Origin of the sequence: Chromobacterium subtsugae (genome assembly GCF_035919665.1) — a bacterium.
Taxonomy (GTDB): Bacteria; Pseudomonadota; Gammaproteobacteria; order Burkholderiales; family Chromobacteriaceae; genus Chromobacterium; species Chromobacterium subtsugae.
The window spans coordinates 1,384,833-1,410,688 of sequence record NZ_CP142381.1; the positions used below are offsets into that span (position 1 = coordinate 1,384,833).

The following is a 25,856-nucleotide window of genomic DNA, read 5'->3' on the forward strand; positions in this document are numbered from 1 at the left end:
TGCTTTCCTGAGAGGGGAGGCCCGCCGCGCGGCGGGCCTGGGCGGGGGACTTATTTCTTGACGGTGGTGCTGCCGCCCATTTTCTCGCAGCTGCCCTTGGCTACGTATTTCCAGTCGCCCGGGTCCTTGTCCATCTTGGCCTGGCCGGCGCAGGAGTGGGCGCCGGTCGCCGAGGCGCAGTCATTCTTGCCGGCCTGGGCGATGCCGTAACACTTTTCCTTGTCGGCGGCGGCGGCCGGCGCGCTGGCGAGAGCGCCCATGGCGATGACGGCGCCGAGCGCGGAGGCGATGAGGGCTTTGCTCTGTTTCATGTCTGACTCCTTGGGGTTGATTGCCCGGCAGCGCGGCTGCCATCGGGTGGGCGTATGGTACTCAAAGCGAATGGCCTTGCCACTCTGGAAAATCACATCGGCTTGGTTTGACCGCCCATCTGCTGGCAAGTGCCGGCCGGCACCAGCTTGAAGTCGGCGGGGTCGTTGTCGGTCTTGGCCTGGCCTGCGCAGGCGTGGCTGGCGTTCTTGCAGTCGTTCTGGCCGGCTTTGGCGATGCCGAAGCACTGGTCCTTGTCGGCGGCGGCAGCCGGCGCGCTGGCGAGAGCGCCCATGGCGATGACGGCGCCGAAGGCGGTGGCGATCAGAGTCTTGTTGCGGTTCATGGCTTTCTCCTGGGTAGTTCACCCGTTTCGGGTGATGGCGATTGGTCGCCGGAAGCGGCGGATGCTTACAGCCTTGTCGCGCTGAAACATCGCCTGACAATGGTTGAGTCGGGGCGCTTCCGGCTTTCTTACGCGGCGGCGGAAAAAATTTGCCGCGCGGCATCGGTTGCGGACGCTGCTGTCGTTATAGTCGGCTTCATGATCGATACATAGCCGCGGCCGGACCTTGTGCCCGATAGGGCGGCGGGCCGCGCTTGATGCGAGCTGGCGGGGGCGGGGAGGCGGAGGCCTGATGAGCCGCGCGCGGCGCGGTAAAAAAACAGGCCCCGGAGGAGGCCTGTTGTCGATCAGCGGATATTCACCACCTTGTGGGTTTGCACCGATAGCCGCCACTGCGGATGCGCCATGCAGTAGGCGATGGCGGCGCGGGTGTTGGCGGCCAGGTCGGGGCCGTCCATAGGCTGCAGGTAGAAGGTGCCGAAGTCCAGATGGGCGACGCTTTCCGGCATCTGGGCGGCTTGCGGATAGACCAGCTTCAGCTCGTCGCCCGCCAGCTGTTTCAGCTCCGAACCGGCCTTGGGACTGACGCAGATCCAGTCCAGCCCGGCGGGCGCGGCGACGGTGCCGTTGGTTTCGACGGCGATCTCGAAGCCTTCGGTGTGCAAGGCGTCGACCAACTCCGCATCCAATTGCAGCAGCGGCTCGCCGCCGGTGCACACCACGTAGGGCGAGCCGCCGGCGTCTTGCGGCCATTCGGCGGCGATGCGCTTGGCCAGGGCCTCGGCGCCGTCGAACTTGCCGCCGTCAGGGCCGGCGCCGACGAAGTCGGTGTCGCAGAATCGGCAAACGGCCTTGGCGCGGTCTTCCTCGCGGCCCGACCACAGATTGCAGCCGGCGAAGCGGCAGAACACCGCGGCGCGGCCGGCCTGGCGGCCCTCGCCTTGCAGCGTGTAGAAAATTTCCTTGACGGTATAGGTAGTCACTGCGGTTCCCGATGTGAATGGCTTACAGCAGCGGCCAGCGCATGTCCTGATGGAAATGCAGCGAGACGCCGGCGTTTTCGTTTTCCATCAGGTCGACGCGAGCCAGCTCCGGCACCAGCGGCGACAGCTGGGCGTGGACCCATTCCGCCACCGCGGCGTTGTCCCGGCTGCGCAGCCCGGCCAGCTTGTCCAGCGGATTGTGGTCCAGCTGGCGGTAGATCGGCTTGAAGCGGTCCTTGACGTCGCCGAAGTCCAGCAGCCAGCCCATGGTGCGGTCGATGCCGCCGGACAGCATCAGGCGCACCAGGTAGCTGTGGCCGGTGTAATTGCCGGCGGCGTCGAACGGCATCGCGCTTTCGAAGCGCTGTTCCTTCCAGATGCGGAAGCGTTTGCCGTCGAACTGGCTGCCGGCGCTGTGGGTCTCCCGCACTTCCACCCAGGCGAGGCCGGGCAGCGCGTCCCGCAATTGCTGGTGCAGCCATTGCGCCAGCACTTCGCTGGTGGGATTGTCGAGGCCGGCGATATCGTTCAGGTAGCGGTGGTTGAGGCGGCCGCGCAGCGGCGCCCAGGCGCGCGCCAAGTCGTCCTGGCCGCAGCGCGCGGCGTCGGCGACGATGCGCACGCCGAAGCCGTGGCCGTGCAGGCGGCCGCATTTGTGGCCGGACGGCACGTGCGGCAGATGGTGGGCGGCCTCGAACGAAGTATTCAGCCAGACCAGCGCTTGGGCGCCGTCCAGCATCACGCCGCGGTCCGGCGCGCTTTGCAGCCGGATGGCCGCCGGATGGGGCAGGGCCTCGGCCAGGTGGCGGGCTAGCGCCAGATCGTCGCAGGCGGCCAGCGCGGTGTTCAAGTCGGCATAGTCGAGCGCCGCCGCCGCGGCTTCAACCGCGGCTTGCAGCGTCGTCTGATCGGTGTATTGGGCTTCGGCGCGGACGCCGAGACGGAAGCTGTGGCCGTGCGGGCGCGCTTCGCGGCCGGGGGCGGCATGCAGCTGCCGCGCCGCTTCGAAGCCGGCGCCGGCCATCATGTAACAGGCGTGCATGTCAGTTTCCTTGCGCTTCGGCCTGGCAGCGGGATACCAGCGGGTCGGCCACGCCGGCCTCGGCGAAGCCTTTGGCGCGCAGTTCGCAGGAGGCGCAGTGGCCGCAGGGCGGCACCTCGCCGTTGTAACAGGTATGGCTCCAGGCCAGGGCTTCCATGGCCCCCACCTGTTGCGCCAGCGTCACGGTTTCGGCCTTGGACAGGTACATCAACGGCGTGTGCAGCTCGACCCGGCTGTCCATGCCGAGGCGCAGCGCCACTTCCAGCGCTTTCAGGGTGTTTTCGCGGCAGTCCGGGTAGCCGGAGTAGTCGGTCTGGGCCACGCCGGTCACCAGGTGGCGGGCGCCGCGGGTATAGCCGAAGGCGGCGGCGAAGGTGAGAAATACCAGATTGCGGCCCGGCACGAAGGTATTGGGCAGCGCGTCGTCGTCGCGCGCGCCGGTTTCCGGCGCGATGCCGTCGTCGGTCAGCGCATTGCCGCCGATGGCGGCGAAGGTATCGATCGGCAGCACGGTCTGGCGCACGCCGGCGAGGGCGGCGATTTTCTTCGCGGCGGCCAATTCCACGCGGTGGCGCTGGCCGTAGTCGAAGGTCACCGCTTCTACATTGCCGGCGCCGAAGCGCCGCAGCGCCCAGTACAGGCAGGTGGTGGAGTCCTGGCCGCCGGAGAGCACTACCAGGGCTTTTTCAGATGCTTGATTCATAGTCCGTCGAAAAACAGTCGAGGGTTGCGACAGCGCGCCGGGATCGGTCTCACCCGGCGCAGGAAACCTTAAATTTTACCCCACTATAGCCCGGCGATGTTGGCGGCGAAATGGCGCCATTTTTATGACATGTGGAAATATTGCAACGCCGGTAATTTTATTGATTGCGATCATGACTTGTTCATGCAATTAATTATCTGCGCATGATGAATGCGTGCTTTATAACTTTCCGTGATTTAGAAAATACCCATCCAATAAGGGGAAAACAATGGACAAGAGATTGCCAGCCGTGGCCGCGGCTTTGCTGTTGGCGGCTTCCGCCGCTCACGCCGGCGACCTGCAGGTCAGCCTGGGGCAGCCGGTGGTCAGCGCGGGTCAGGACGTTGACGTCGCTTTGACTTACCGCAATACCGGCAAGGAGACCTTGCACGTGTACCGCTGGTTCGTGCCCGGCAAGGAACTGCAGGAGCAGTTTCTGGCGGTGAATGTGAACGGCAAGCCGGCCGAGTACCTGGGCCCGCGCTACAAGCGCGTGGTGCCGTCGCTGCGCGACACCGTGGCGCTGGCGCCCGGCGCCACGCTGAACGCCAAGGTGAGGGTGTCCGAGTATTACGACCTGTCCAAGCCGGGCCAGCTGAGCGTCCGTTTTGAAAGCAGCAGCAACAAGGTGCTCAACCGCAGCCTGCCGGCGGGCGTCAATGCCAAGCAGGCGGCCGCGCCGCAGGCCGACGAGGCCATTTCCTCCAATGTGGTGGGCGCCTACAGCGCCGGCAGCGTCAGCCCCTTGCTGACCAAGTCCAAGGCGGCCAAGCAGGAGTGGCAGGTGCTCAGCCGCAGCGCGGTCAGCGGCGTCAGCTACGCCGGCAATTGCTCGGTCAGCCAGCAGTCGCAATCGCGCGACGGCGTGCTGGCCGCCAGCGCCATGGCCAGCGAAACGGCGGCCTACCTGGCCGGCACGCCGTCCGGCACGCCGCGCTTCACCACTTGGTTCGGCAAGTACAGCCAGGCCAACTGGACCACCGCCAAGTCGCATTACGTCAACATCAAGGATGCGCTGGACAGCAAGCCGATCAAGCTGGATTGCAGCTGCACCGACGGCGGCACTTATGCCTACGTCTATCCGGGGCAGCCGTACACCGTCTATCTGTGCGGCGCTTTCTGGACCGCGCCGACCAAGGGCACCGACTCCAAGGGCGGCACCCTGGTGCATGAGTTGTCGCACTTCACCGTGGTGGCGGGCACCCAGGACCATGTCTATGGCCAGGCCGGCGCCAAGAGCCTGGCCAAGAGCAACCCGGCCCAGGCCTTGGACAATGCCGACAACCATGAATACTTCGCCGAGAACACCCCGGCGCAGCAGTAAGCGGACGATTGTCTGAGCACGCCCATCCCCGCCGCGCGCGATGCCGCCGGCGGGGATGTTTGCATTTTGGTTGCGCCGCGGCATGGCCTACGGGACTGGTGCGATAGATGTGCCGCAGCGCGGGCGGATAGTGGGCTATGCTATCGACAGGAGGCGGTCCGGCGTGCAGCCGGGACGCGATGTCATGCCGACCGGCAGCGGACAAGGCTAGAGGGAGCGATGTCGTCGACGACCATCTTGCTGGTAGAGGATAGCGCCACCAACCGGTATTTCATCGAACAGTTCATCATGGAACTGGGATATCGGTGCGTGTCGGCCAAGAATGGCCTGGAGGCGGTGGCCTATTGTCGGGATCATCTGCCGGACCTGATCCTGATGGATGTCATCATGCCCGAAATGGACGGCCTGCAGGCGACGGCCGAGCTGCGGCGGATGTTCGGCGAACACTGGGTGCCCATCATTTTCCTGACCAGCCTGAACGAACTGGAAAGCGTGGTCGGCGGGTTGAAATCGGGCGGCGACGACTACCTGGCCAAGCCGGTGAGCTTCGATTTGCTGTCGGCCAAGATCCATGTCTTCCTGCGCATCGCCGAGATGCAGAACCAGATCAACCAGGACGCGGTGCGGCTGGAAAAGTACTTCCGCGAGAACGAGGTCGAGCAGCAGCTGGCGCTGGAACTGATCGAGCGGCTGATCGGCCAGCGCACATCCCAGCCGGAGTATGTCTGGCAATACCTGAGCCCTGCCGCCAGCTTCAACGGCGACCTGATCATCATCTGCCAGCCGCCATCCGGCGGCGAACACATCATGTTGGCCGACTGCACCGGCCATGGCCTGACGGCGGCCATCAGCGCGCTGCCGGCTATCGATTGCTTCTATGAAATGACCCTGGCCGGCTGCGGCATGGCCGAGATCGCCAGGGGGGTCAATCAGAAGCTGCACCGCCTGCTGCCGGGCGGGCGTTTCGTCGCCGCGGCGCTGATCGCCATCGAACCGGAAGGGCGGCGGCTGAACATCTGGAACGGGGGCGTGCCCTGCGTGTTGCTGTTCAACGACCAGGCCCAGGTGATAGGCAGCTGCAAATCCTCCCATCCCCCGTTAGGCATTCTGCCGTCGGAGGCGTTCGACGATTCGATGCAGTCGCTGGAATGGCGGCCTTCCCAAGTGCTGGTGGTCAGCTCCGACGGCATCACCGAGGCGAAAAACGGCGCCGGAGAGATGTTTGGCCTGCCGGGCGTGGTGGCGGCCGCGGGCAAGGGCTGGCCGGCGCGGATAGGAGAAAGCGTGCTGGAGGCGGTGACGGCCCATATGCAAGGCGGCGCGGCCAGCGACGACATTTCCTTGCTGGTGATTCGCCACCCGCGCCCGCATTGAGCGGCTCCGCGGCTAGACGGCGCAGATGCGGCCGCGGCCGGTATTCTTGGCCAGATAGAGCTGGTCGTCGGCCATTTTCATCAGATGCCGGCCGTCGCTGTCCGCATCCGGCGCCATGGCGGCCACGCCCAGGCTGAGGGTGACGGTGTGGTCCGGTTGCGAATCGGCGTGTTCGATCTGCAGCGCGCGGATCGCCGCCTCCATCTTGATGGCCACCGACACCGCGCCGGCCAGGCTGGTTTCCGGCATCAGGCAGACGAATTCCTCGCCGCCGAAGCGCGCGGCCAGGTCGTAAGGCCGGTTCAGCTGCAGCTGCAGGGTGCGGGCGATCTGGCGCAGGCATTCGTCGCCCATCGTGTGCCCGTAGCGATCATTGTATTTCTTGAAATGATCGACATCGGACATGATCAAGGCCAAGGACGAGCCGTGGCGCAGGCAATGACGCCAGACCTTGTCGAATTGCGCGTCGAAGTAGCGCCGGTTGGCGATGCCGGTCAGCCCGTCGGTGAAGGCCAGCGCACGCAACTGGTCGGCCTGGTGTTTCAAGGTGAGGTGGACGTTGACCCGGTTGCGCAAGGTGGCCGGCGTCACCGGCTTGGTGACGAAATCTACCGCGCCGGCCTCCCAGCAGGCCGCCTCCTGTTCCTGGCTTTGATGGCCGGTCACGAAAATGACCGGTATGCCCTGGGTGGCGGGCTCCTGTTTCAGGTGCCGGCACACCTCCATGCCGTTCATGCCCGGCATTTCCACATCCAGCAGCAGCAGGTCGGGCGGGGCATTCTGACAGAAAGCCAGCGCTTGTTCGCCGCTGGTGGCCATGAATACCTCATGTTCGGACTGCAATATCTGGTGGGCGACCATGATATTGCTGGGCTGATCGTCCACGACCAGTATCCGGCCGCGGTGAAAGGCCGGGGCGGGGGCTTCTGCGGATAGATTGGCGCTCATAGCTGATCCACCTTGGCTCGTTGCAGGATATCCGCGCACAGGCGGGCCGCCGCAGCGAAGTTCATCCTCATGATGGCGTCGCTGAGCTGGTCGAACTCGCCCGGCATGGCGTGGTAATGCTGCTGGCGCAGCTGCTCGAAGACATGCATCGCTTCAAGATTAGCCGTATTCAGCATGTGCCGCAGGCTGGCGAGGCCGATGTGCAGGTCTTCGGCGTCCGTGTCGGCCCGCGCGGCGGGCGCCGCGCCATGGGGAAGCCGTTCCGCCTCTTCCTGGGCGGCGGCTTCCGCCCGCTGCGCGGCCTGGCGCAGCGGCTCCGGATTGTCGGGCCAGCGCTGTTCCGGGTCGCGCATGGTTTTTTCCTCCGCCGCGGCCAGCGCCGCCAATTCTTCGGCGCCGACGGTGGCGGCCAGGCCCTTCAGGGTGTGCAGGGCCTGGACGGCCTTGTCCCGGCGCTGGCTGGCGCGGGCATCCTCCAGGTCGCGCAGCAGCGAATGGATTTCATCGCAGAAACTGAGCAGGGTATGGCGGTAGATCTGCAGATTGCCGCCGAAGCGCGGGATGGCGGCCTGGCTGTTCAGCGTTTGCTTGCCGTCCGCGGGCCGCGGTTGCGGGGGAGGGGCCGGCGGCGGCGCGGCGGGCCTGCCGGTATGGCGCTGGATCACTTCCACCAGCTGCGCCAGATCGAAGGGCTTGCCGACGTGGTCGTTCATTCCGGCCTCTAGCGCGGCCTCGCGGTCCGCCGGCATCACATTGGCGGTCATGGCGATGATGGGCAGTTGGTCGGCGGGATGGTCGGCGCGTATGCGCCGGGTGACGGTGTAGCCGTCCATGTCCGGCATCTGGATGTCCATCAGCACCAGATCGTATAGCGGCGCGGCGTCATGCACTGCCTGCAGCGCCGCCTGGCCGCAATCGGCCACCGCCACTTCCGCGCCTTCGTGGCCCAGTAGTTCGCGGGCGACCTGCTGGTTGGTCGGGTTGTCCTCCACCAGCAGCAGGCGCAGCCTGCTCAGCCGGGGGGCGAGGTTCGCCGGGCGGATCGGCGTCGGCGCGGGCTCGCCATGGCTGGCCTGGGCGTCGGCGACGGCGTCGAACAGCATCGAGGCGGTGACCGGTTTCACCAGCATGCTGTCGAACAGATCGGGGTCGCGCTGTTGCCGCTGGGCGAACAGTTCGCGCCCGTAGGCGCTCACCATCACGATGACAGGGGTGTGCCGGCCGCTTTGCATCGCGCGCAGCCGGCTGCAGGTTTCCCAGCCATCCATGCCGGGCATCTTCCAGTCTATCAGGACGATGTTGTAGTCCCGCCCTTCGGCCACCATGGCCAGCGCTTCCTCGCCGCTGCCGGCGACATCCACCTGCCAGCCGAAGGAGCGCAGGATGGCGCTTTGCGTTTGCCTGGCGGTGTCGTTGTCCTCTATCACCAGGCAGCTCAGATTATGCAGCGAGACGATGCCGGCGGGCGGAGCCAGCGGGGGGGGCTGCGCCGTCTCGCATTCGATGGTGAAGCTGAAGGTGCTGCCCTGGCCTTGCTCGCTTGCCACGCTCAGCTGGCCGCCCATCAGGCTGACCAGGCGCTGGCTGATCGCCAGGCCCAGGCCGGAGCCGCCGTAGCGGCGGGCGGTGGAGGTTTCGGCTTGCGAAAAGCCTTCGAAGATGCGCTGGCATTGTTCGGCAGAAATCCCGATGCCGGTGTCGCGGATGGCGAAGGCGATGGTCAGCCGGTTCTCGTCCTGTTGTTGCAGCCGGGCCGACAGCACCACTTCCCCGCGCTCGGTGAACTTGATGGCGTTGCCGGACAGGTTGATCAGGATCTGTTGCAGACGCAGGGCGTCGGCGACGATTTCGTCCGGCAGCGCCGGATCGATGTCGAACAGGATCTCGACATCCTTGTCGCCGACATTGGCGGACAGGATCACGCCGATGTCGCGCAGCAGCTTGTCGATGCTGAAGGGGTGAGGGTCCAGCGTGAGCTTGCCGGCCTCGACCCGCGAGAAGTCCAGGATGTCGTTGAGGATGGCCAGCAAGGTGCGCGCCGCCGTGGCGGCCTTGTCGGTGTAGTCCGCCTGGCGGTTGTCCAGCCCGGTCTGCTGCAGCAGCTGCAGCATGCCGAGAATGGCGTTCATCGGCGTGCGGATTTCATGGCTCATATTGGCCAGGAATTCCGATTTGGCGCGGTTGGCGCTGTCGGCGGCGGCCTTGGCCTCCAGCAGCCAGTCCTCCTGCTCCCGCTGGCTGGTGATGTCGCGGTTGATGCCCAGCACGCGGCCGGGCTTGCCGTCGGCTTCGTATTCGATCAGCGCCGCGGCCTGCAGGTAGCGGATTTCGCCGTCCTGGCGGACGATGCGGAAGGTGGGGTTGTAGACGTCGCTGCCTTCCAGCGCGCCCTGCAGCTTGTGTTCGGCCATCGCGATATCGTCCGGGTGGACGCGAGAGCGCCAGTGGTTGTAGTACAGGCCGAACACCCTGAAGGATTTGGGGATGTCGTAAATCTCGAACATCCGGTCATTCCATTCCAGGGTGTCGCTGTTGATCTCCCAACGCCAGATGCCCAGTTCGGCCACCTCGGCGGCTTTTTCCAGTTGGTCGCGCGCCGACTCCAGCGCGCGCCGGTCCTGTTCGCGCTCGGTGATGTCGGCCGCGATGCCGAGATAGCCGCTTGCCTCGCCGGCCTCGTTTTCCAGAGTGGAGACGGTCAGCTGCACCGGGAACAGGCGGCCGTCGCGGCGGGTGTAGGTCCACTGGCTTTCATTGCTCAGGCCGTGGCGGGAGCGGGCGACGATGGCATCGAAGCCGGCCTGGATTTCCTCGCTCAGCTCCTGCGACAAGCTGGCCGCCTGCGCGGCCAGCTCGCTCTGGCGGTGCAGCCGCGTCAGCGGCTGCCGGCCTATCATCTCGTCGGCGCGGTATCCCAGCATGCGTTCCGCCGCTGGATTGAACAGCGTGATCATGCCGGAGAGATCGGTGGCGATGATGGCGTAGCCGGCATTGGCCAGGATGGCGTTCTGCAGCGCCGAGTAAATGCGGATTTGCGCGGTGCGCGCCTCCACCTGTTGCTCCAGCGAGGCGTTCAACTCGCGGATGCGCTTTTCAGTGGCTTTCTGGTCGGTGATGTCGCGGATGGTCAGCGCGAAGCCGCTTAGCCGGTTGTCGCGGCTTTGGATCGGCGACATGGTGATGGCGACGTCCAGCAGCAGGCCTTCGCGGGTGTGGAGTGAGCTGTTGAAGCTGTTCTGCACGCCATCCTGGCGCAGTTCCCGCAGCAGCGGTTCGATCTCGGGCGGCACGATCAGCTCGGTCAATTTGCGGGAAAGCGTTTCCGCGGCCGGGTAGAGGAACATTTTTTCGGCGCCGGCGTTCCAGCTGCTGACGGTGCCGTCGGGCGTGCAGCCGATGATGGCGTCGTGCGAGCTTTCCACGATGGCGGCCAGTTCGGCCTGCCGCGCGCTGGCCTGCCGGTATTTCCTCAGGTAGAGCGAGGCGACGGCGCCGATCAGCAGGAAGATGCCCAGCGAGGTGGCCAGCGTGGCGCGCCGGGTGGTGGCCACCATGCCCGCCACCGCCTCGTCAGGCAGCACCGCGTACACGGTGCAGTAGTGGTTGGGGAAGGCCGGGTTGAACGGGATGTTGATCGAGCGCACATAGGCGGTGCCGTGCGGCGACGAGTAGGCCTGCAGGCCTTCCGGCTGCCCCAGCAACGGGGTGGTCGGCTGGAAGTCGTCGCTCCAGCGCCATTGCAGGTTCTTTTCGAAGCCGAAGACGCGGCTGGGGTCGGGTTGGGCCAGGTAGTCGCCGCCCTGATTGGTGACGTAAAGCTTCAGTTCCACCGGGATGCTCTGGAACAGCGAGGCCAGCAGATTGCGGGCGTCGAAATTGATGATGACGATGCCGAAGGTTTTGCCGCCGGCGTCGCGTATCGGCGTGGCCACCCGGATGGTCGGCACCGCGGTGTTGCCGCTGGCGTCGCGGTGGCGGGAGCCTAGGTTGATGTCGGAGAAGTACACCTGCCCGGTTTCCAGGCGGATGGTTTCCTGCATGTAGTCGCGGTCGCCGTGCGCCTGCAGTTTCGCCGCGGGGGTGACCTCCACCTGGTCTTGGGCATTGCGCTCCACCCGCGCCAGTTCTTTGCCATCGTTGGCGATGCCGATGAAGCGGACAGAGGAAAATTCGGGATTGGCGGCGAGGAAGGCGCTGAAGATGGAGGCGAGGCGGCTGTGCCAGGCCGCCATCGTGGAGTTTTCCTGCGGGTCGACGCCGCCGTGCGCGCTGGCGCGGACGATGCCGGAGACCGGCGGGGTGGCGCTGAGGAAACGCACGTCGCGCGCCAGTTGGTCGAATTGGTTGCGCAGGATGGCGTCGCGGGTGTGGGTGACGTAGCCCAGGCGGATCTGGTAGGCGGACAACAGCTGCTGGCGCTGGTGCAGGCCGGTCTGGAACACCACCGCCGCGGTGACCGCGATCATCGTGCAGACGAAAACGACGGCAACGCGCAGTTCGGGCCGCGACCAGATGCGGGAACGGAAGGTGGACAAGTTGCCGCTCCTGAAAAAAAACCGGGGAGGTTGGGGCCGGCAGCGGGCCTCATTGACCATTATAGGAAGCGGCGCGACTCATTCAAATTGCATTCGCCGGCCGGCGGCGCGGATGAAAAAAGCCCCGTCGGAGCGGGGCCTGGAGCGGATTCAGCGCAGTTGCTTCCACAAGAACGCGTATTCCATCGCGGCGATGCGCGCCTCTTCGTCGTGATTGGCGGCGGAGCCGTGGCCGCCCTCGGTGCGCTCGTAGTAGCGGACGTCGGCGCCGATCTGCTTCATCGCGGCGAACATCTTGCGGGCATGGCCGGGATGAACGCGGTCGTCCAGCGTGGAGGTGACGAACAGCGTGGCCGGGTAGCGGGTGCCGGGGCGAATGTTCTGGTACGGCGAGTAGCGCTTGATGTAGGCCCAGTCGGACGGCTGGTCCGGGTTGCCGTATTCGTCCATCCAGCTGGCGCCGGCCAGCAGCTTGTTGAAGCGCTTCATGTCCAAGAGCGGCACCTGGCAGACGATGGCGTGGAACAGTTGCGGATACTTGGTCAGCATCACGCCCATCAGCAGGCCGCCGTTGCTGCCGCCCTTGATGCCCAGGTGGCGCGCGTCGGCGATGCCGCGGCGCGACAGGTCTTTGGCGATGGACGAGAAATCGTCGTAGGCTTTCTGGCGCTTGTGTTTCAGCGCCGCCTCATGCCAGGCCGGGCCGTATTCGCCGCCGCCGCGGATGTTGCCCAGCACGTAGACGCCGCCTCGCTCCAGCCAGGCCTTGCCCAAGGCGCCGCTGTAATAGGGCGTCAGCGAAACCTCGAAGCCGCCGTAGCCGTATAGCAGGGTCGGGTTCTTGCCGTTGAGCTTCAAGTCTTTGCGCGCCACCACGAAGTAAGGCACCCGGGTGCCGTCGTTGGAGCGGGCGAAGAACTGCTGGATGCGGTAGGGCTTGGCGTCGAAGAAGGCCGGCTGCTGCTTCAGCGGCTCGCGCGCGTCGCTGCCGATGTGGGCCAGCGACAGCGAGGTCGGCGTCAGGAAGTCGGTGAAGGTGAAGAAGTAGTCATTGGAGCTGTCGCTGTCCACCGGGCTGACGTCTATGCTGCCGTAGCCGGGCGCGGCCACCGGGCGCGAGCGCCACTTGCCGTCCGCCACCTTCCATTCCACCAGCCGGCTCTTGACGTTGTCGAGCACGGTCAGGATCAGCGCGTCGCGGGTGCCGGCGCTGCCGCCCAGCGAGGTGGTGGCGGTCGGTTGGAACAGCGCGGCGAAATCGCGCTTGCCTTGCAGGTAGTCGTCCACCTTCACCGCCAGCAGGCTGCCGGCCTTCCAGTCATGGCCGCCGACCTGCCAGTTCTGGCGCGGCCGCAACAGCAGCCAGGCGCCGTGGAAAGACGCCTCGACATGGCCGGGCTTGTCCAGCTTCAGCCATTTGCCGTCGCGCTTCAGATAGGTGTCGTTGGTGAAGAAGCTGGTGCCCTGGCTGATCACGTCGTAGTGCTGGCCGGCGGTGTCGATGCCGTCGGCGTTGACCGAGATGTCGGTTTGCTTGCCCTCGAACAGCGTGGCGGCGTCGGCCAGCGGCTGACCGCGCTTCCATGCCTTGACGATGCGCGGGTAGCCGGAGGCGGTCAGCGTGCCCTTGCCGAAATCGGTGGCGACGTACAGTGTGTCGCGGTCGGCCCAGTTGACTTCGCTCTTGGCTTCCGGCACCACGAAGCCGTCGGCGAGGAAGCGCTTGGCCGGCAGGTCGAACTCGCGCACCACCGCGGCGTCGCCGCCGCCGCGGCTCAGGCGGATCAGGCAGCGGTCTTGCCTGGGCTTGACGCAGTCGGCGCCCTGCCATACCCAGTTTTCTTTTTCATCCTTGGCCAGCTGGTCCAGGTCCAGCACGGTTTCCCAGGCGGGGTCGGCCTTGCGGTATTCGTCCAGCGTGGCACTGCGCCACAGTCCGCGCGGATGCTGGGCGTCGCGCCAGAAGTTGTAGTAGCGGCCGCCTATCTTTTCGATGGCGGGAATGCGGGCGCCGGAGTCGAGAACGGACAGGATGCCTTGCTTCAGCGCGGAGAAATCTTGCCAGTTCTCCACTTCCCGGCTGGTGTGCTCGTTCTGCTGCTTCACCCATTGCAGCGCATCCTTGCCCTGGATGTTCTCCAGCCATAGGTAGGGATCTGCCGCCGCGTGAGCCTGCGTGGCCAACAGCAGGGCCGCGGATGCGAGCAGTCTGGTCTTCATGATGTTCTCCTGGGGGCGGAGCCCTTGCCGCCGGCGGCGTGCAGGGCTTTCTGTTGTGGCGGCGCGCCGCTCGCGGCGGCGGCCAATCCCAGACTGTAGCGCGTTTCAAATCCTGTTGTCATCATGGCGGCAAGCGGGTTCCGCGCGTGGATCGCGGCCAGCCCAGATGGCGGGCTTGCGGTCCGCCCACGGCAGGCTGCGCTCCAGCTGGCCGGCCAGCCGGAACAGCCTGTCCTCGCGTCCGGCCGGCGCGACGAACTGCATGCCGACCGGCAACGCCGACGCCGCATCCTGGAACAAGGGCACCGACATGGCCGGCACGCCTGCGGCGTTGAATGCCGGCGTGAACGGCGAACCGCCCATCACATGCGCGGTCCATTGATGGCCGTCCATGCTTGCCGTGTCGGCGGCATAACTGCCGATGGGCGGCGCCAGCTCGGGCAGCGTCGGCGTCAGCAGCAGATCGTAGCGCGTGAAGAAAGCCGCGACGCTGCGGGTGACGGCGTTGCGCAAGTCCAGCGCCCGCACGATCTCGACGCCGCGCATCCCATGTCCGGTCCGGTAGACGGCCAGCGTCTGCTGCTCCAGCGTGGACAGGTCGATCTGCCGTCCGGTGGCTGCCGCCATGTCGTCGATCCACACTGCGATGTTGGCGGCCCATAGCACGGAGCTGGCATGGACGAAGGCGTCCCAGCTGCAACCCAGGGGAAGCGCCGCTTCCTCTACGATGTGGCCGAGCGATTCGCACAGCCGCGTCGCTTCGGCCAGCCGCTCGAGGACGGCGGCGGCGGTGCGCTGGCCGCCCCAGGCTTGCGCCATCACGCCTATCCGCAGCCGGCCAGGCTCGGCGCCGACTTGCGCGAAATAACTGCCGGCGGGTTCCGCGATGGAGAAGGGCTGGCCGCCGTCCGCGCCGCGCGCGGCGTCGAGCAGCGCGGCGCTGTCGCGCACCGAGCGGCTGACGCCCAGCTGCGCGGCCAGGCCGTGGATGGCCTCGTCGAGAATCGGGCCATTGGATACGCGGCCACGCGTGGGCTTGAGGCCGAACACGCCGCTGGCGGCGGCCGGGATGCGGATGGAGCCGGCGGCGTCGGTCGCATGCGCGATCGGCACGATACCGGCGGCCACCGCCGCCGCGGCGCCGCCGCTGGAGCCGCCCGCGCCGCGCGCCGCGTTCCAGGGGTTGCGGGTCGGGCCGCAGAGCGCGGATTCGGTGGTGCCGCTCCAGGCGAATTCGGGCGTGGTGGTCCGCCCCAGCGTGGCCAGCCCCGCTTGGCGGAAGCGCCGCATCAGGATGGAGTCGGCGGCGGCGGTGAAGCCCTGCGCCAGCCGGCTGCCGAATTCTATCTTTCTGCCCGCCATGGCGACGCCGACGTCCTTTATCAGGAAGGGCACGCCGGCTAGCGGCGATCCGCGCTCCAGCGCCGCGGCGGCGTCGGCCAGCTCGGGCTGCCAGGTTTCGATGACTGCGTTGATGTGAGGATTGACCGCCGCGCACGCCCGCAGCGCCGTTTCGGCCAATTCTTGCGGGCTGACTTCGCCCCGCGCGACAAGCTGGCCCAGGCCCACCGCGTCGTATTGCGCATATTCCGAAAGTTGCATCGCTGATTCCCATGGCGGATGCTCCGGCTCGACATGAGCCGGAGAGGAGTGATACCGTTCGGTATCACTGCATGGGAATGATGATACCGATCGGTATCATCGTCAAGACGGATGGCAAAATGAACAAGCGAAAAGCGGCCGATTCTTCGGTCCCGCCGCGGGAGCGTCTCCTCGAGGCGGCAGGCGAACTGTTTTACAACGATGGCATCCGCGCGACCGGCGTCGAGGCGATCGCCGCCCGGGCGAATACCACCAAGATGGCGCTGTATCGACACTTCCAGTCGAAAGACGCGCTGCTGGCGGAATGGCTGCGCCAGGTGATAGCCGGCTACTGGCGCGCGTTCGACGCCATAGCGGCCGAGCACGCCGGCGATCCGCGCGCGCAGATTCTGGGGTGGGCGGCCTTTTTCGCCGACGACGCCGGCGCCTGGTCGCACCGCGGCTGTCCGTTCATCAATTCGATCGCGGAGCTGCCGGACAGAGAGCACGTCGGCCGCAAGCTGATAGCGGAATACAAGCAAGGCCAGTGGCGGCGGCTGGCGGGCTTGTGCCGGGCCGCCGGCCTCGCGTCGCCGGAGGATACGGCGAGCGAGCTGATGCTGGTGTTCGAAGGCGCGCAGGTCGCCGCGCAGAACCAGTCTATCGCCGATGCCGGCGCGCTGGCGCTGCGGATCGCCAGCGCCATCGTCGAACGCCAGGCGCAGGCGTCGATAGGCTGAGCAGCCGTGGAAAAGCCCCGCCGGCAGGCGGGGCTTGCTTGGGAGCTTACAGCGCGGGGTAGTCGGTATAGCCTTCCGCGCCGCCGCCGTAGAAGGTTTCCGCTTGCGGCGGGTTCAGCGGCGCGTTGCGTTTCAGCCGCTCCACCAGGTCCGGGTTGGCGATGTAGCTGCGGCCGAAGGCGGCGGCGTCGATATAACCTTGCTTGATCAGGGTTTCGGCTTTCTCCGCGGTGTAGCCGCCGGCGCCGACGATCACGCCCGGGTAGCGTTTGCGCAGCTCGGCGCGGAAAGTTTCGTCCAGCTTGGGGCCGCCGGCCCAGTCGGGTTCGGAGATGTGGAGGAAGGCGAGCTTGCGCTTGGCCAGCTGCTCGGCCAGGTACAGCGCCATCTCCAGTTGGTCGGTGTTGCTGACGCCATTGAAGATGCCCAGCGGCGAGATGCGGATGCCGACGTGGGCGGCGTCCCATTCGCCGACCACGGCGTCGACGACCTGCAACAGGAAGCGGGCGCGGTTTTCCACGCTGCCGCCATACTGGTCGGCGCGGACATTGGCCTGCGGCGACAGGAACTGGTCCAGCAGATAGCCGTGGGCGCCGTGGATTTCCACCAGATCGAAGCCGGCGCGGCGCGCGTTGTCGGTGGCGCGGCGGTAGTCTTCGAGGATGTCGTCGATTTCCTCGATTTCCAGCGCGCGCGGCGTGTCGCATTGCTCGCGCACCAAGCTGCCGTCGGCGGCGCGGATATTGGTGCGGCTGTCGGCCTGGATGGCGGACGGGCCGACCGGCGCGTCGCCGTTAGGTTGCAGCGAGCGGTGCGAGATGCGGCCGGTGTGCCACAGCTGCAGCGCGATCTTGCCGCCGGCCTCGTGCACGGCGCCGGTCACTTCGCTCCAGGCTTTCACCTGCTCTTCGCTATAGATGCCGGGCGCGCCGGCGTAGCCCTTGGCGGTGGGCGAGATGTGGGTGCCTTCGGCCACGATCAGGCCGGCGCTGGCGCGCTGGCGGTAGTATTCCTTGGCCAGCGGGCCGGGCACGTCGCCCGGCTCGATGTTGCGCAGGCGGGTCAGCGGCGCCATCGCCACGCGGTTGGCCAGAGTGACGGCGCCCATGATCAGCGGGGTGAACAGTTTATCGGCTTGCATGTCGGGATCCTCGAGGATGAAAAAGCGGCTTATTGATCGAAGCCAAAACCCTGGCTGCGCGCGACGGGGGCAACCTTGGGGAAGTAAACGTTGCGGTAGTAGCCGGCGGTATTGCGGCTCCAGGGCTCGCCGTCGCCGCGGCCGATGTCTTGCCAGTACTGGCGCAGGGTTTCGTCGTAGGCGGCGATGTGGCCGGGCAGGGCTTCCGCCTGGTACTGGCCGTTGTGGACGAAGCTGTCGCGCGGCAGACGGGGCTTCACGCTGCCTTCCTGATCGGGGTGGCCCAGCGCCAGGCCCACCAGCGGGAAGGTCAGTTCCGGCAATTGCAACAGTTCTATCATTGCCTGCGGATCGCGGCGGATGCCGCCGATCGGCACCACGCCGAGCCCGGCGGAGCGCGCGGCGGTCATCAGATTGCCCAGCGCGATGCCGGCATCCACCGCGCCCACGGCGAAGGCTTCCACGCTGTTGTGTATCGTCTGCTGGGCGCCGGCCATCTCCACGCCCAGCCGGGTTTTGTGGAAATCGATCACCACGGCGATGAAGACCGGCGCCTGGGCGATCCAGGGCTGGCCGCCGGCGATTTCGGCGATGCGCTGGCGCTGTTCGGCGTCCTGCACCACCACCAGCGAGACTTGCTGGCCGTTGATCGAGGTGGGGCCCTTCCAGGCGGCGTCCAGCACCGCGTCCAGCGTTTGCTGGGAAATGGGCTTGTCCTGATAGCTGCGCACGCTGCGGTGTTGCTGCATCAGTTGCAAGGTTTCGTTCATGACAACTCCATTTAATAGACCGGTCGTCTAGATTGTGTGTCAACAAAGCCCGCTGCAAGCAGCGGGCGGTTCAAGCGGCTCAGGCGCCGCAGTTGGCGGCGGAGGGAACCTTCAACATGGTTTCGGTCAGCTTCAGCGCATTGAGCATGGGCTGGGCGGAGCGTTGCACCTTGTACAAGAGCGCGCTTCCCACCCACAGGCTGTACAGGCTGGCGGCAAGTTCGTCCGCCGGCAGATGCACGCACAGGCTGCCTTCTTGCTGGCCGCGGCGGATGGCGTCGGCCAGGCGGGAAATCACCCGGCCCATGCCTTCCGCCAGCGCTTCGCGCATCGGCTCGGACAGATCGGACACTTCCGCCGCCAGCTTCACCGCCAGGCAGGTATGGCTTTGCGCATCGCAGCGGTGCTGGCTGACCCAGCCGTTGAAATACTTGAGCAGCGAGTCGCGGGCGGGGCCGGCTTCCGGCCGCAGCCGCAGCACCAGCTGCTCGTCGTAATTGAGGAAATAACGACGCAGCAACTCCACGCCATATCCTTCCTTGGACTGGAAGTAATGGTAGAACGACCCCTTGGGCACGCCGGCGCTGGACAGGATTTCCGCCAGGCCGACAGCGGCGAAGCCTTTGCCCAGGATGATTTCCTCTCCTGTAGCAAGCAGGTGTTCGCGGGTATCGGCGGTGTGGTTGGCTCGTGACATGGCTTGATACTACTAGACCAGTCGTCTAGTTTCAAGCCGGAGGCGAATTCTCCAGCCGTGGTTGTGGCGCGCAACAGACAGTCAGGCTGTCCGCGCGCGGCCATTTTCCGGCGCGAGGCCCGGTGTTATTGGGCTTGGCGATCCCGCAGGCGGCGGCCTTCGGCGCGGAAGCGCTCATGTTCGGCTTCCGGCACCAGCGAGCCGCCGGTAGACCAGATCACGTGAGTGGCGCTGCCCAGCCGGCCGGCCAGGCCGTGGAGGTCGAGATAGGCGCGGCCGGCCGCCGAGCGGCAGATCCAGTCCGGGCCGGGCAGGCCGGCGGCGGCGGATGGTTCCAGCGCGATGCCCTCGGTTTCGAACAACTGGAGCAGCCCGGTGAACAGCTGCGCGTCCTCCACGGTGAACACGCCGGACAGCAGCCTGGCCATCAGCGGGCTGGCCAGCGGCGATGCCAGGCCCACCGCCAGGCCGTCGGCCTCGGTGCGGTTGTCCAGGCCGATATCGTAAACCGATACCGGGGCGGCGGCGCCGGTGGCCAGTTGCACCAGCATGCAGGGCGAGGCGGCCGGTTCGGCGAAGAAGCAGTGGACATGCTCGCCGTACAGCGCCTTCAGGCCGAAGGCGATGCCGCCGGGCGCGCCGCCGACGCCGCAAGGCAGGTAGACGAACAGCGGGCGCTCGGCGTCCACCGCGCGGCCGGCGGCGCGCAATTGCTCCGCCAATTCGCGGGCGGCGGCGGCGTAGCCGAGAAACAGCGCCAGCGATTGCTCGTCGTCGACGAAATGCGTGGCCGGATCGGCCGCGGCGGCGGCGCGGCCGGCGGCGACGGCTTGCGCGTAATCGCCGGCGTGCTCGATTACCTGCACGCCGTGGCGGCGCAGCCTGTCCTTCTTCCAGGCTTTGGCTTCCACCGACATGTGGACCACGGCGCGGAATCCCAGCGCGGCGGCGATCAGCCCGATGCTCATGCCCAGATTGCCGGTGCTGCCGACCATCACGGTGTATTGGGAGAAGCAGGCGCGCGCAGCGGGTTCCGCCAGCGCGGCGCGGTCGCCGGCCGCATCCAGCAGGCCGTGGCGCAGGGCTAATTCCTCCGCCAGCGCCAGCACCTCGTGAAAACCGCCCCTGGCCTTGATCGAGCCGGCCACCGGCAGCGCATGGTCGGCTTTCAGCAGCCATGCGCCTTCCCGCGCGGCGTCGCCGCCTTGCGCTTGTTGCAGCTTGGCCAACGGCAGCAGCGGCGACGCGATGACGCCGCCGCAGGCGGACAAGTCGGGAAACAAGCGCGCCAGCAGGCCTTGGCAGCGCTGCAGCCGCGTTCGGGCGGATTCGATATCGGCGGCTTGCGGACGCGGCGGCATCGGCGCGACGCCGGCCTGATCGTTTAGCCATAGCATGGCGCGTTTCGACAGCAGCTGGGCTGATAGCGAGGCGGGGAGGGAAGGGGGCATGGCAAAGAGGCGGCGTGAAGTGATTGACCGGTCAATCGTAGCGAGACAAGCCGCGGGCCGGAAGCGATAATTGCTGTTTACATCATTAGCCAGGCTAATGCCGATGCTGGATTCATCCATGTTGGGCGCGCTCAGGAGTTTCGAGGCCGCCGGACGCCTGCTCAGTTTCACCCGGGCGGCGCAGGAATTGCATCTGACGCAAAGCGCGGTCAGTCAGCAGGTCCGCAAGCTGGAGGAGCGGCTGGGCTACCGGCTGTTCGCGCGCGGCAGCGCGCTGGGGCTGACCGACAAGGGCGGCGCGCTGCTGCGGACGGTTTCCGCCGCGCTGGGCGAAATCGAGCAGACCCTGGCGCGATTGGGTGCGGACGCGGCCCCGCTGCAACTGAGCTGCGTGCCTTCCTTCGCGCTGCGCTGGCTGATGCCGCGCTTGACCGAATTCCAACGCCTGGCGCCTGAGGTGCCGTTGCGGCTGCTGGCGGAGTTTCAGCCGCCGGATGGCGGCATGGCCGGGGCGGACATCGCCATCCGCTACGACGCCGCGAGCCATGTCCCGCCGCAGGCGGTACCGTTGCTGGACGAATACCTGCTGCCGGTCGCCACGCCGGCTTACCTGGCGCGCCATCCGGCCTTCGCCGCCGGCGAATCCATGGATGGCATCGCGATGCTGCATGACGCCTCGCCCTGGGACGGGGCCGAAGCTTTCGCCGAATGGCGGCTATGGCTGCAGGCGGCGCGGCCCGATTGGCTGCCGCTGCTGGGCGGCGCGCAGTTCAACCTGTCCAGCCTGGCGCTGGGCATGGCGTTGAACCACGAGGGCGTGGCGATGGCCCGCACCGCGCTGGTGTGGGACGAGCTGCAAAGCGGCAGGCTGGTGGATGTGTTCGGCCGCTGGGTGGCGTCGCCGGCGCGCTATGCGCTGCTTGGCCGCGACCCATCGCGGCGGGAAACCCAGGCCTTCGCCGGCTGGATTTCGTCAGCCTGCGCGCGGTTCGATGCCGAGCGCGAGCGGGTCCGGGTTCAGGGGGCCGGACCCCGGCGGCGGCAGGCGGGCTAGGCCGGATCTGCTGCATCAGGCGCCCTGGCGGGGCGGCTTAATTCGGCCAGCGCGGTTTCTCCTATGCACAGGCCCAGCTTGCGATAGCTTTCGAATTGCGACTCGTCGAACCATTGGTTCAACGTGGATTGGTGCGGGAAGGACGGGTTCGCCGCCTTGTACTGCAGCACGTCCACCGGCTCGGCGCCGTGGCCGCGTAGGCAGGGTTTCAGGTACAGCAGCCGGCCGCGCTTGCCTGACGCGTAGAAGATGTCGCCCATTTGGCAGCACGACGGACTGTAGCCGGTGGTGGCATCGATGCGGATGCTGTCCACATCGATGCGGATTTCCGCGCCCAGGTCTATCCGGCATTTGCGTATCGCGTTGCCCAGGTCTTCGAAGGTCATGTTTTCGTCCTGGCCGGCGTCGCAGGCGATGATCAGCGCGCATTCGCGCCGCGCCAGTTCGTAGATGCCCAGGTTTTCAAAATGGCCGCCGTCGCTCAGGTAGACGAAGCCCGATTCGGCGTTGGTCCGGCCGAACAATTCGTCCAGCAGGTAGCGCCAGCTGACCGGCGGCGACATTTCCCGCAGTTGGGCGGCGCTGGCCCGGTTGGGGTTGGGGCACCAGCGGCCCAGCCTGACATTGAACACCGTCAGCAGGAAGCTCACCGCCGGCGAGCTGTGGTAGCCCTGGTTGGGGCTGACCGCCGCGCCGGAGGTGGCCACCAGCGAGCCCAGCATCGGGCCCGCCTCCAGCGCCGAGGGGTCGTCCTGCAGGTAGTCGGCGGTGCGGACAAACACGTCTACCGGGTGCGGAGCGGTGTCCGGGAATTTGTAGCCGCAATACAGCGGCGAGAAAGTGAAGGACGCGGCCTTGCGTTGCTGCCAGGCCAGGTCGGAGCCGGATACCAGGTTGAGAGCGGTGTTGATCAGGTGGTAGGGGCGCTGCACCGGATTCGCCCTGGCCAGCTCGGACATCGCCATGTCGTCTTCGGCGCAAAAGCCGGTGAAGCGATTGACGCGCTCCGATCGCAGGCGGTTGCTGGCGCCCAGGTAGCAACGGGTCAGCCGGTTGCGGTAGAAGTTGTGCAAGGAGAAGACGTTGATGTCTATCCGCGACGAGGCGAAAATGCCGACCGCCAGGCTGGCCGCCAGCAGCAGCAGGTACAACAGGCCGCCGTGGCCGGCGTCGTGCGAGGCCTGGAAGTGCAGGCTGGCCCACTCGGCGAGGTCGCAGCGGTAGTCGGGACAGGGATTGTCGCTTAGCGCCCACTGGGCGCCGGTGGTTTTGAAATAGGTCAGCAGCCAGCTCAGCAGCGCGCTGACCAGCAGCAGCAGGCCGGCGATGAACACATAGGGCCCGATCTTGGCCACCCATTCGCGCCAATCCCCCTTTTCCTTGCCGCTGGTGGCGGCGGACTGGCCTTGCCATACTGCGGCCAGCGTGGACAGCAGCCAGGCCGGCAATACCGCGTTGCGTATCCAGTCGTCGGCCACCTCGACCAAGGGCAGCGCCAGCGCCACCATGGCGAAAACCAGCAGCAGCGCCAGGTCGCTCACCAGCAGCAGCGCGCCCAGCCGCGACCACCATTCGCGCTGCAGTTCCGAAAAGCTGCGTTTGACCAGGCCGATATGCGCGGTTGCGGTCATGATGAAGGCTGCCGGCAGCAGCACGAAGCCGAAGCCGATCACATGCCAGGCCAGGAACGGCTCTTGCCGCACCGGCAGCAGATAGTCCAGCGCCTGCAGCATCAGCCACAACCCGCCGCCGCCGATCAAGCCGGCCAGCAGCGCCCAGCACACGCTGCGCCGGTAGCCGCGATTGTTCAGCTGGGTGAAGCCGTGCGCCAGAATCGCCCAGTAGAGCGCGTAAGCCGGGCTGCAGATCAGCAGGAATGGCGTCAGGGACAGTTCATGCCACGCCAGATTGCCTTGCTTCAGCCGGGACAGCGCCAGGATGGACACCGCGTAGACGAAGATCAGCAGCAAGGCCACGCTGGTGGACGCGGCGGCGGGTTTGGCGGCCTGCAAACCGTCGTTCACTGTGTCGCGGGCCTGCCGCGCGGAGAAAATGGCGGCCAGCACGGCCACCGCCAGCGACATCATGTCGCCGCCGGGGTAGGTGGCGGCGTAGCCGGCGAACGCCACCAGCATGTGCGGGCATAGCAACAGCGCGGTCAGGAAGCACAGCAGCACGAACTGGTTGAGAACCAGGTTGCGGCCGTAGGTGACGACCGCGGACAGGGTGTCCAGGCTGAACAGGCCGGTTTTCGGCGTCAGGTAGTTGCTGTACTCGCGCAGGAACTGAATGGCCGGCGCCCGGCCCTGCAGATCGGTCAGCGTCTGGTTTATGGTTTCCTTGGGCCGCAGCCGGCGCTTCAGCGCGGATAGCCAGCTGCCTATATAGCCGCCGCCGGACACGGTGGACAGATAGTCCATTTGCTGCAGCCAGCCGGTTTTGGCCAGCGCCTGCAGCACGCCCAGATTGAAGGTGGCGCTGCGTATGCCGCCGCCGGAGAAGGCCAGCCCTATCATGGCGTCCTGGGGGATGTCGGCGCCGTCGGGGCCGGCTGGGCGTGGTATGTCCTCGGCCTGCCTGGCCGCGGCGATGCTGGCCCGTTCTGCCCGCAATACGTCTTGCCATTTGGAGAGAGATGTCTCAGCTTGGGAGTCCATGCTTGCGCTTTCCGTTGACCTGGCTTGTCCGGGTTGGAGGAGTGGTCATCCGGCGTCGGCCAGGATGGCGTCCGCCGCCTTTTCCGCGATCATGTAGACGGCGGAAACGATGAAGAAACCGGGGATGCGCGGAAACACCGAGGCGTCGACCACCCGCAGGCCGTGCACCCCGTATACCCTGAAATCGCTGTCCAGCACGCCGTTCTGTTCGCGCGGGCCTATCGCGCAGCTGCAGGAGGCATGGTGGCCCCAGGCGTTGTCGCGGACAAACTGACGCAGTTCATCGTCGGTTTGCACCGCATCCCCTGGCAGCTCTTCTTCCGCGATCAGCTTTTGTTTTTTCAGATCGGCGGTCAGGGTGCGCACGAACTTGATCCCGTCCACCACCGAGTCCAGGTCTTGTTCGCCGCCGGCGCTGCCCTCCTCGAAGTAGTGGAAGTCGATTTGCGGCGGGTCGCGCGGGTCGGCCGAGCGCAGCGTCACGGTGCCGGCGCGGTTGTTGGTGTGGGCCTTGAGAATCGCCCAGGTCAGGTAGTTCAGGTGTTCGGGAAACAGCCGGGAGTAACCGGGGAAGTAGCCTTTGAACAGGCCCAGCAGCGCGAAGCAGAACAGGTCGGGAAGCGGCCTTTCCTTGGCCGAGCGCTTGATCACGGCCAGCACCGCGCCATTGGTGGTGTAGACGCCCTTGCGGCCTTGCTCCCATTGCTGGTATTGCGGGTCGCCCTTGGCGAATTCCGCGCCTTTCAGCACTTCCCAGTGCTTGAAGTTCATCCGATTGACCACGCCTACTTCGTAGCGGTCCTGCAGGTTCTGCCCCACGCCGGGCAGGTCCACCCGCACCGGGATGCCGTGCTGCTGCAGGTGCGCGGCCGGGCCGATGCCGGACAGCATCAGCAATTGCGGGGTGTTGAACGCGCCGCCGCACAGGATGACTTCGCGGCTGGCGCGGGCTGCGCGTTTTTCGCCGCCGCTGCCCGGCTGGTGGAAGGCGCGGTAGAGCTTTTCTCCCTTCAGGTATTCGACGCCGGTGGCGCGGTTGCGCTCGTCGAACAGCACCTGGGTGGCCAGCGCGTCCAGCTCTATGTGCAGGCGGTTAGGGAAGCGTTGCGCCACATCGATTACCCGCTCGCGGCTGCCGTTGCGCTGGTGGTTGCGGGTGGCCAGCGGCGGGTAGCAGACGCCGACGGCGTTGTCGCGCACCAGCCGCCAGTCGTTGGGATCGGCCTGCCCCTGCAGCAACCAGCGCCAGCTGCTGTGCGGCACGTCCACCTCGTTGAAGGCCTTGTCCAGCGAGACCAGCAGGGTGTCGACCAGGCCGGCGTCGCCCAGCGCGGACTCCGGTATCGCTTTTTCCGTTTGCAGCCAGCCTTTCCAGCCGTGGCGGGTGGGGTTGATGCAGAACTTGCCCAGCCAGCGGTACAGCGGGCGGTGGTGGCAGTTTTCCAGTTTTTGGAAATAGCGGCGCATCAGGCCGGACGCCCAACTGGCGTCGCCGGTCAGCTGGGCGATGTTGTCCCAGTCGGCGTTGTGCGGGTAGACGGTGATCATGGCGTTGTGGGCGGTGCAGCCGCCCAGCGTGCCGGAGCGCGGGTAGAGCACGCCGTCCACCCGCTGGCCATCCCACTCGGCCCGGTACTTGGGGTCGCGCCGCTGTTGTTCGTCGTTGCGATAGTGGCGGACGAAGTAATCCAGCTTCATCGCCTTGTTTTCCGACGCCAGCGCGTGGAACACCGGCACATTGTAGTCGTCCGGCAGCCGGTCGGCGTCCGGCTGCCAGGCATCCCCCCCTTGCAGCCGGTACGGGTCGCCGCCTGCTTCCAGCAGCAGCACGCTATGCCCTTCCTCGGCCAGCCGGGCGGCCAGGGTGCCGCCGCCCGCGCCGGAGCCGACGACGATGTATTCGTAATCGGTGGAACGATTGCTGTCCGCGCTCATGCCCGCC

19 protein-coding genes are annotated in these 25,856 nt (G+C 66.6%); 4 read left to right on the plus strand and 15 right to left on the minus strand.

The annotated features are described in order from the left end of the window. Nucleotides 1-50: 50 nt before the first annotated feature. From U6115_RS06830 to queC, 5 genes are all read right to left on the minus strand, one after another. Complete coding sequence (locus tag U6115_RS06830; protein WP_043580775.1) at nucleotides 51-311, minus strand: BufA1 family periplasmic bufferin-type metallophore; 261 nt, start codon at nucleotides 309-311, stop codon at nucleotides 51-53. 92 nt (nucleotides 312-403) lie between these two features. Continuing rightward, entirely contained in the window at nucleotides 404-655 is a 252-nt protein-coding gene (locus U6115_RS06835) for a BufA1 family periplasmic bufferin-type metallophore (protein WP_043580772.1), read from the minus strand. 347 nt (nucleotides 656-1,002) lie between these two features. Beyond that, nucleotides 1,003-1,638, minus strand: coding sequence for a 7-carboxy-7-deazaguanine synthase (gene queE / locus U6115_RS06840; protein WP_043580770.1), 636 nt, complete (start codon nucleotides 1,636-1,638; stop codon nucleotides 1,003-1,005). A 22-nt stretch (nucleotides 1,639-1,660) separates the two neighbouring features. Continuing rightward, nucleotides 1,661-2,680, minus strand: coding sequence for a 6-pyruvoyl trahydropterin synthase family protein (locus tag U6115_RS22840; RefSeq protein ID WP_043580768.1), 1,020 nt, complete (start codon nucleotides 2,678-2,680; stop codon nucleotides 1,661-1,663). 1 nt (nucleotide 2,681) lies between these two features. Continuing rightward, nucleotides 2,682-3,383, minus strand: coding sequence for a 7-cyano-7-deazaguanine synthase QueC (gene queC, locus U6115_RS06860; RefSeq protein ID WP_043580766.1), 702 nt, complete (start codon nucleotides 3,381-3,383; stop codon nucleotides 2,682-2,684). A gap of 268 nt (nucleotides 3,384-3,651) precedes the next feature. On the opposite strand from queC, the gene U6115_RS06865 reads away from it, so the two are divergent. Together U6115_RS06865 and U6115_RS06870 are read left to right on the plus strand one after the other, a co-directional pair. Continuing rightward, the gene (locus U6115_RS06865) at nucleotides 3,652-4,746 is read left to right on the plus strand and encodes a M35 family metallo-endopeptidase (RefSeq protein ID WP_043580764.1); all 1,095 of its coding nucleotides are present in this window, start codon (nucleotides 3,652-3,654) and stop codon (nucleotides 4,744-4,746) included. Between the two features lie 219 nt (nucleotides 4,747-4,965). Next, nucleotides 4,966-6,120: a PP2C family protein-serine/threonine phosphatase gene (locus U6115_RS06870; RefSeq protein WP_043580762.1), complete on the plus strand. Its 1,155-nt coding sequence runs from the start codon at nucleotides 4,966-4,968 to the stop codon at nucleotides 6,118-6,120. Between the two features lie 12 nt (nucleotides 6,121-6,132). Here the strand turns inward: U6115_RS06870 and U6115_RS06875 are convergent, their stop codons facing one another. The 4 genes from U6115_RS06875 to U6115_RS06890 form a co-directional block, all read right to left on the minus strand. Beyond that, the gene (locus tag U6115_RS06875) at nucleotides 6,133-7,068 is read right to left on the minus strand and encodes a diguanylate cyclase (protein WP_043580760.1); all 936 of its coding nucleotides are present in this window, start codon (nucleotides 7,066-7,068) and stop codon (nucleotides 6,133-6,135) included. After that, the gene (locus U6115_RS06880; protein ID WP_043580758.1) at nucleotides 7,065-11,603 is read right to left on the minus strand and encodes a response regulator; all 4,539 of its coding nucleotides are present in this window, start codon (nucleotides 11,601-11,603) and stop codon (nucleotides 7,065-7,067) included. The genes U6115_RS06875 and U6115_RS06880 overlap by 4 nt, the downstream gene beginning before the upstream one ends. Before the next feature lie 150 nt (nucleotides 11,604-11,753). Beyond that, nucleotides 11,754-13,823: a prolyl oligopeptidase family serine peptidase gene (locus tag U6115_RS06885; protein WP_043580756.1), complete on the minus strand. Its 2,070-nt coding sequence runs from the start codon at nucleotides 13,821-13,823 to the stop codon at nucleotides 11,754-11,756. A gap of 105 nt (nucleotides 13,824-13,928) precedes the next feature. Beyond that, the gene (locus U6115_RS06890) at nucleotides 13,929-15,425 is read right to left on the minus strand and encodes an amidase (protein ID WP_047257820.1); all 1,497 of its coding nucleotides are present in this window, start codon (nucleotides 15,423-15,425) and stop codon (nucleotides 13,929-13,931) included. Between the two features lie 119 nt (nucleotides 15,426-15,544). Between U6115_RS06890 and U6115_RS06895 the strand changes: the two genes are divergently transcribed. Further along, complete coding sequence (locus U6115_RS06895; RefSeq protein WP_043580814.1) at nucleotides 15,545-16,144, plus strand: TetR/AcrR family transcriptional regulator; 600 nt, start codon at nucleotides 15,545-15,547, stop codon at nucleotides 16,142-16,144. Between the two features lie 46 nt (nucleotides 16,145-16,190). Here the strand turns inward: U6115_RS06895 and nemA are convergent, their stop codons facing one another. From nemA to U6115_RS06915, 4 genes are all read right to left on the minus strand, one after another. Next, nucleotides 16,191-17,285 carry an alkene reductase gene (gene nemA, locus U6115_RS06900; RefSeq protein ID WP_043580754.1) on the minus strand — a complete coding sequence of 365 codons (1,095 nt, stop codon included), beginning with the start codon at nucleotides 17,283-17,285 and terminating at the stop codon, nucleotides 16,191-16,193. Nucleotides 17,286-17,314: 29 nt separating this feature from the next. Beyond that, on the minus strand, nucleotides 17,315-18,055 hold the full coding sequence (locus U6115_RS06905; protein ID WP_043580751.1) for an NADPH-dependent oxidoreductase: 741 nt from the start codon (nucleotides 18,053-18,055) through the stop codon (nucleotides 17,315-17,317). Nucleotides 18,056-18,134: 79 nt separating this feature from the next. Next, entirely contained in the window at nucleotides 18,135-18,752 is a 618-nt protein-coding gene (locus tag U6115_RS06910) for a TetR/AcrR family transcriptional regulator (protein WP_043580748.1), read from the minus strand. A 125-nt stretch (nucleotides 18,753-18,877) separates the two neighbouring features. Then, on the minus strand, nucleotides 18,878-20,203 hold the full coding sequence (locus tag U6115_RS06915) for a D-serine ammonia-lyase (protein ID WP_043580746.1): 1,326 nt from the start codon (nucleotides 20,201-20,203) through the stop codon (nucleotides 18,878-18,880). A gap of 103 nt (nucleotides 20,204-20,306) precedes the next feature. On the opposite strand from U6115_RS06915, the gene U6115_RS06920 reads away from it, so the two are divergent. Beyond that, nucleotides 20,307-21,257, plus strand: a complete 951-nt coding sequence (locus U6115_RS06920; protein WP_101527509.1) for a LysR family transcriptional regulator — start codon at nucleotides 20,307-20,309, stop codon at nucleotides 21,255-21,257. Here the strand turns inward: U6115_RS06920 and U6115_RS06925 are convergent. Then, nucleotides 21,254-23,914 (minus strand): patatin-like phospholipase family protein, encoded by a 2,661-nt coding sequence (locus U6115_RS06925; RefSeq protein ID WP_080770355.1) that lies wholly within the window; start codon nucleotides 23,912-23,914, stop codon nucleotides 21,254-21,256. The genes U6115_RS06920 and U6115_RS06925 overlap by 4 nt on opposite strands. Nucleotides 23,915-23,959: 45 nt before the next feature. Next, a complete protein-coding gene (locus U6115_RS06930; RefSeq protein ID WP_043580810.1) occupies nucleotides 23,960-25,849 on the minus strand; it encodes a GMC family oxidoreductase in 1,890 nt (629 codons plus the stop codon). Nucleotides 25,850-25,856 lie beyond the last annotated feature (7 nt).

What these genes read in the sequence shown, in the direction of transcription:
- U6115_RS06830 (WP_043580775.1), bottom strand. Translation starts at nt 311, where the DNA reads ATGAAACAGAGCAAAGCCCTCATCGCCTCCGCGCTCGGCGCCGTCATC.
- U6115_RS06835 (WP_043580772.1), bottom strand. Translation starts at nt 655, where the DNA reads ATGAACCGCAACAAGACTCTGATCGCCACCGCCTTCGGCGCCGTCATC.
- U6115_RS22840 (WP_043580768.1), bottom strand. Translation starts at nt 2,680, where the DNA reads ATGCACGCCTGTTACATGATGGCCGGCGCCGGCTTCGAAGCGGCGCGG.
- queC (WP_043580766.1), bottom strand. Translation starts at nt 3,383, where the DNA reads ATGAATCAAGCATCTGAAAAAGCCCTGGTAGTGCTCTCCGGCGGCCAG.
- U6115_RS06865 (WP_043580764.1), top strand. Translation starts at nt 3,652, where the DNA reads ATGGACAAGAGATTGCCAGCCGTGGCCGCGGCTTTGCTGTTGGCGGCT.
- U6115_RS06870 (WP_043580762.1), top strand. Translation starts at nt 4,966, where the DNA reads ATGTCGTCGACGACCATCTTGCTGGTAGAGGATAGCGCCACCAACCGG.
- U6115_RS06875 (WP_043580760.1), bottom strand. Translation starts at nt 7,068, where the DNA reads ATGAGCGCCAATCTATCCGCAGAAGCCCCCGCCCCGGCCTTTCACCGC.
- U6115_RS06885 (WP_043580756.1), bottom strand. Translation starts at nt 13,823, where the DNA reads ATGAAGACCAGACTGCTCGCATCCGCGGCCCTGCTGTTGGCCACGCAG.
- U6115_RS06890 (WP_047257820.1), bottom strand. Translation starts at nt 15,425, where the DNA reads ATGCAACTTTCGGAATATGCGCAATACGACGCGGTGGGCCTGGGCCAG.
- U6115_RS06895 (WP_043580814.1), top strand. Translation starts at nt 15,545, where the DNA reads ATGAACAAGCGAAAAGCGGCCGATTCTTCGGTCCCGCCGCGGGAGCGT.
- nemA (WP_043580754.1), bottom strand. Translation starts at nt 17,285, where the DNA reads ATGCAAGCCGATAAACTGTTCACCCCGCTGATCATGGGCGCCGTCACT.
- U6115_RS06905 (WP_043580751.1), bottom strand. Translation starts at nt 18,055, where the DNA reads ATGAACGAAACCTTGCAACTGATGCAGCAACACCGCAGCGTGCGCAGC.
- U6115_RS06910 (WP_043580748.1), bottom strand. Translation starts at nt 18,752, where the DNA reads ATGTCACGAGCCAACCACACCGCCGATACCCGCGAACACCTGCTTGCT.
- U6115_RS06915 (WP_043580746.1), bottom strand. Translation starts at nt 20,203, where the DNA reads ATGCCCCCTTCCCTCCCCGCCTCGCTATCAGCCCAGCTGCTGTCGAAA.
- U6115_RS06920 (WP_101527509.1), top strand. Translation starts at nt 20,307, where the DNA reads ATGCTGGATTCATCCATGTTGGGCGCGCTCAGGAGTTTCGAGGCCGCC.
- U6115_RS06925 (WP_080770355.1), bottom strand. Translation starts at nt 23,914, where the DNA reads ATGGACTCCCAAGCTGAGACATCTCTCTCCAAATGGCAAGACGTATTG.
- U6115_RS06930 (WP_043580810.1), bottom strand. Translation starts at nt 25,849, where the DNA reads ATGAGCGCGGACAGCAATCGTTCCACCGATTACGAATACATCGTCGTC.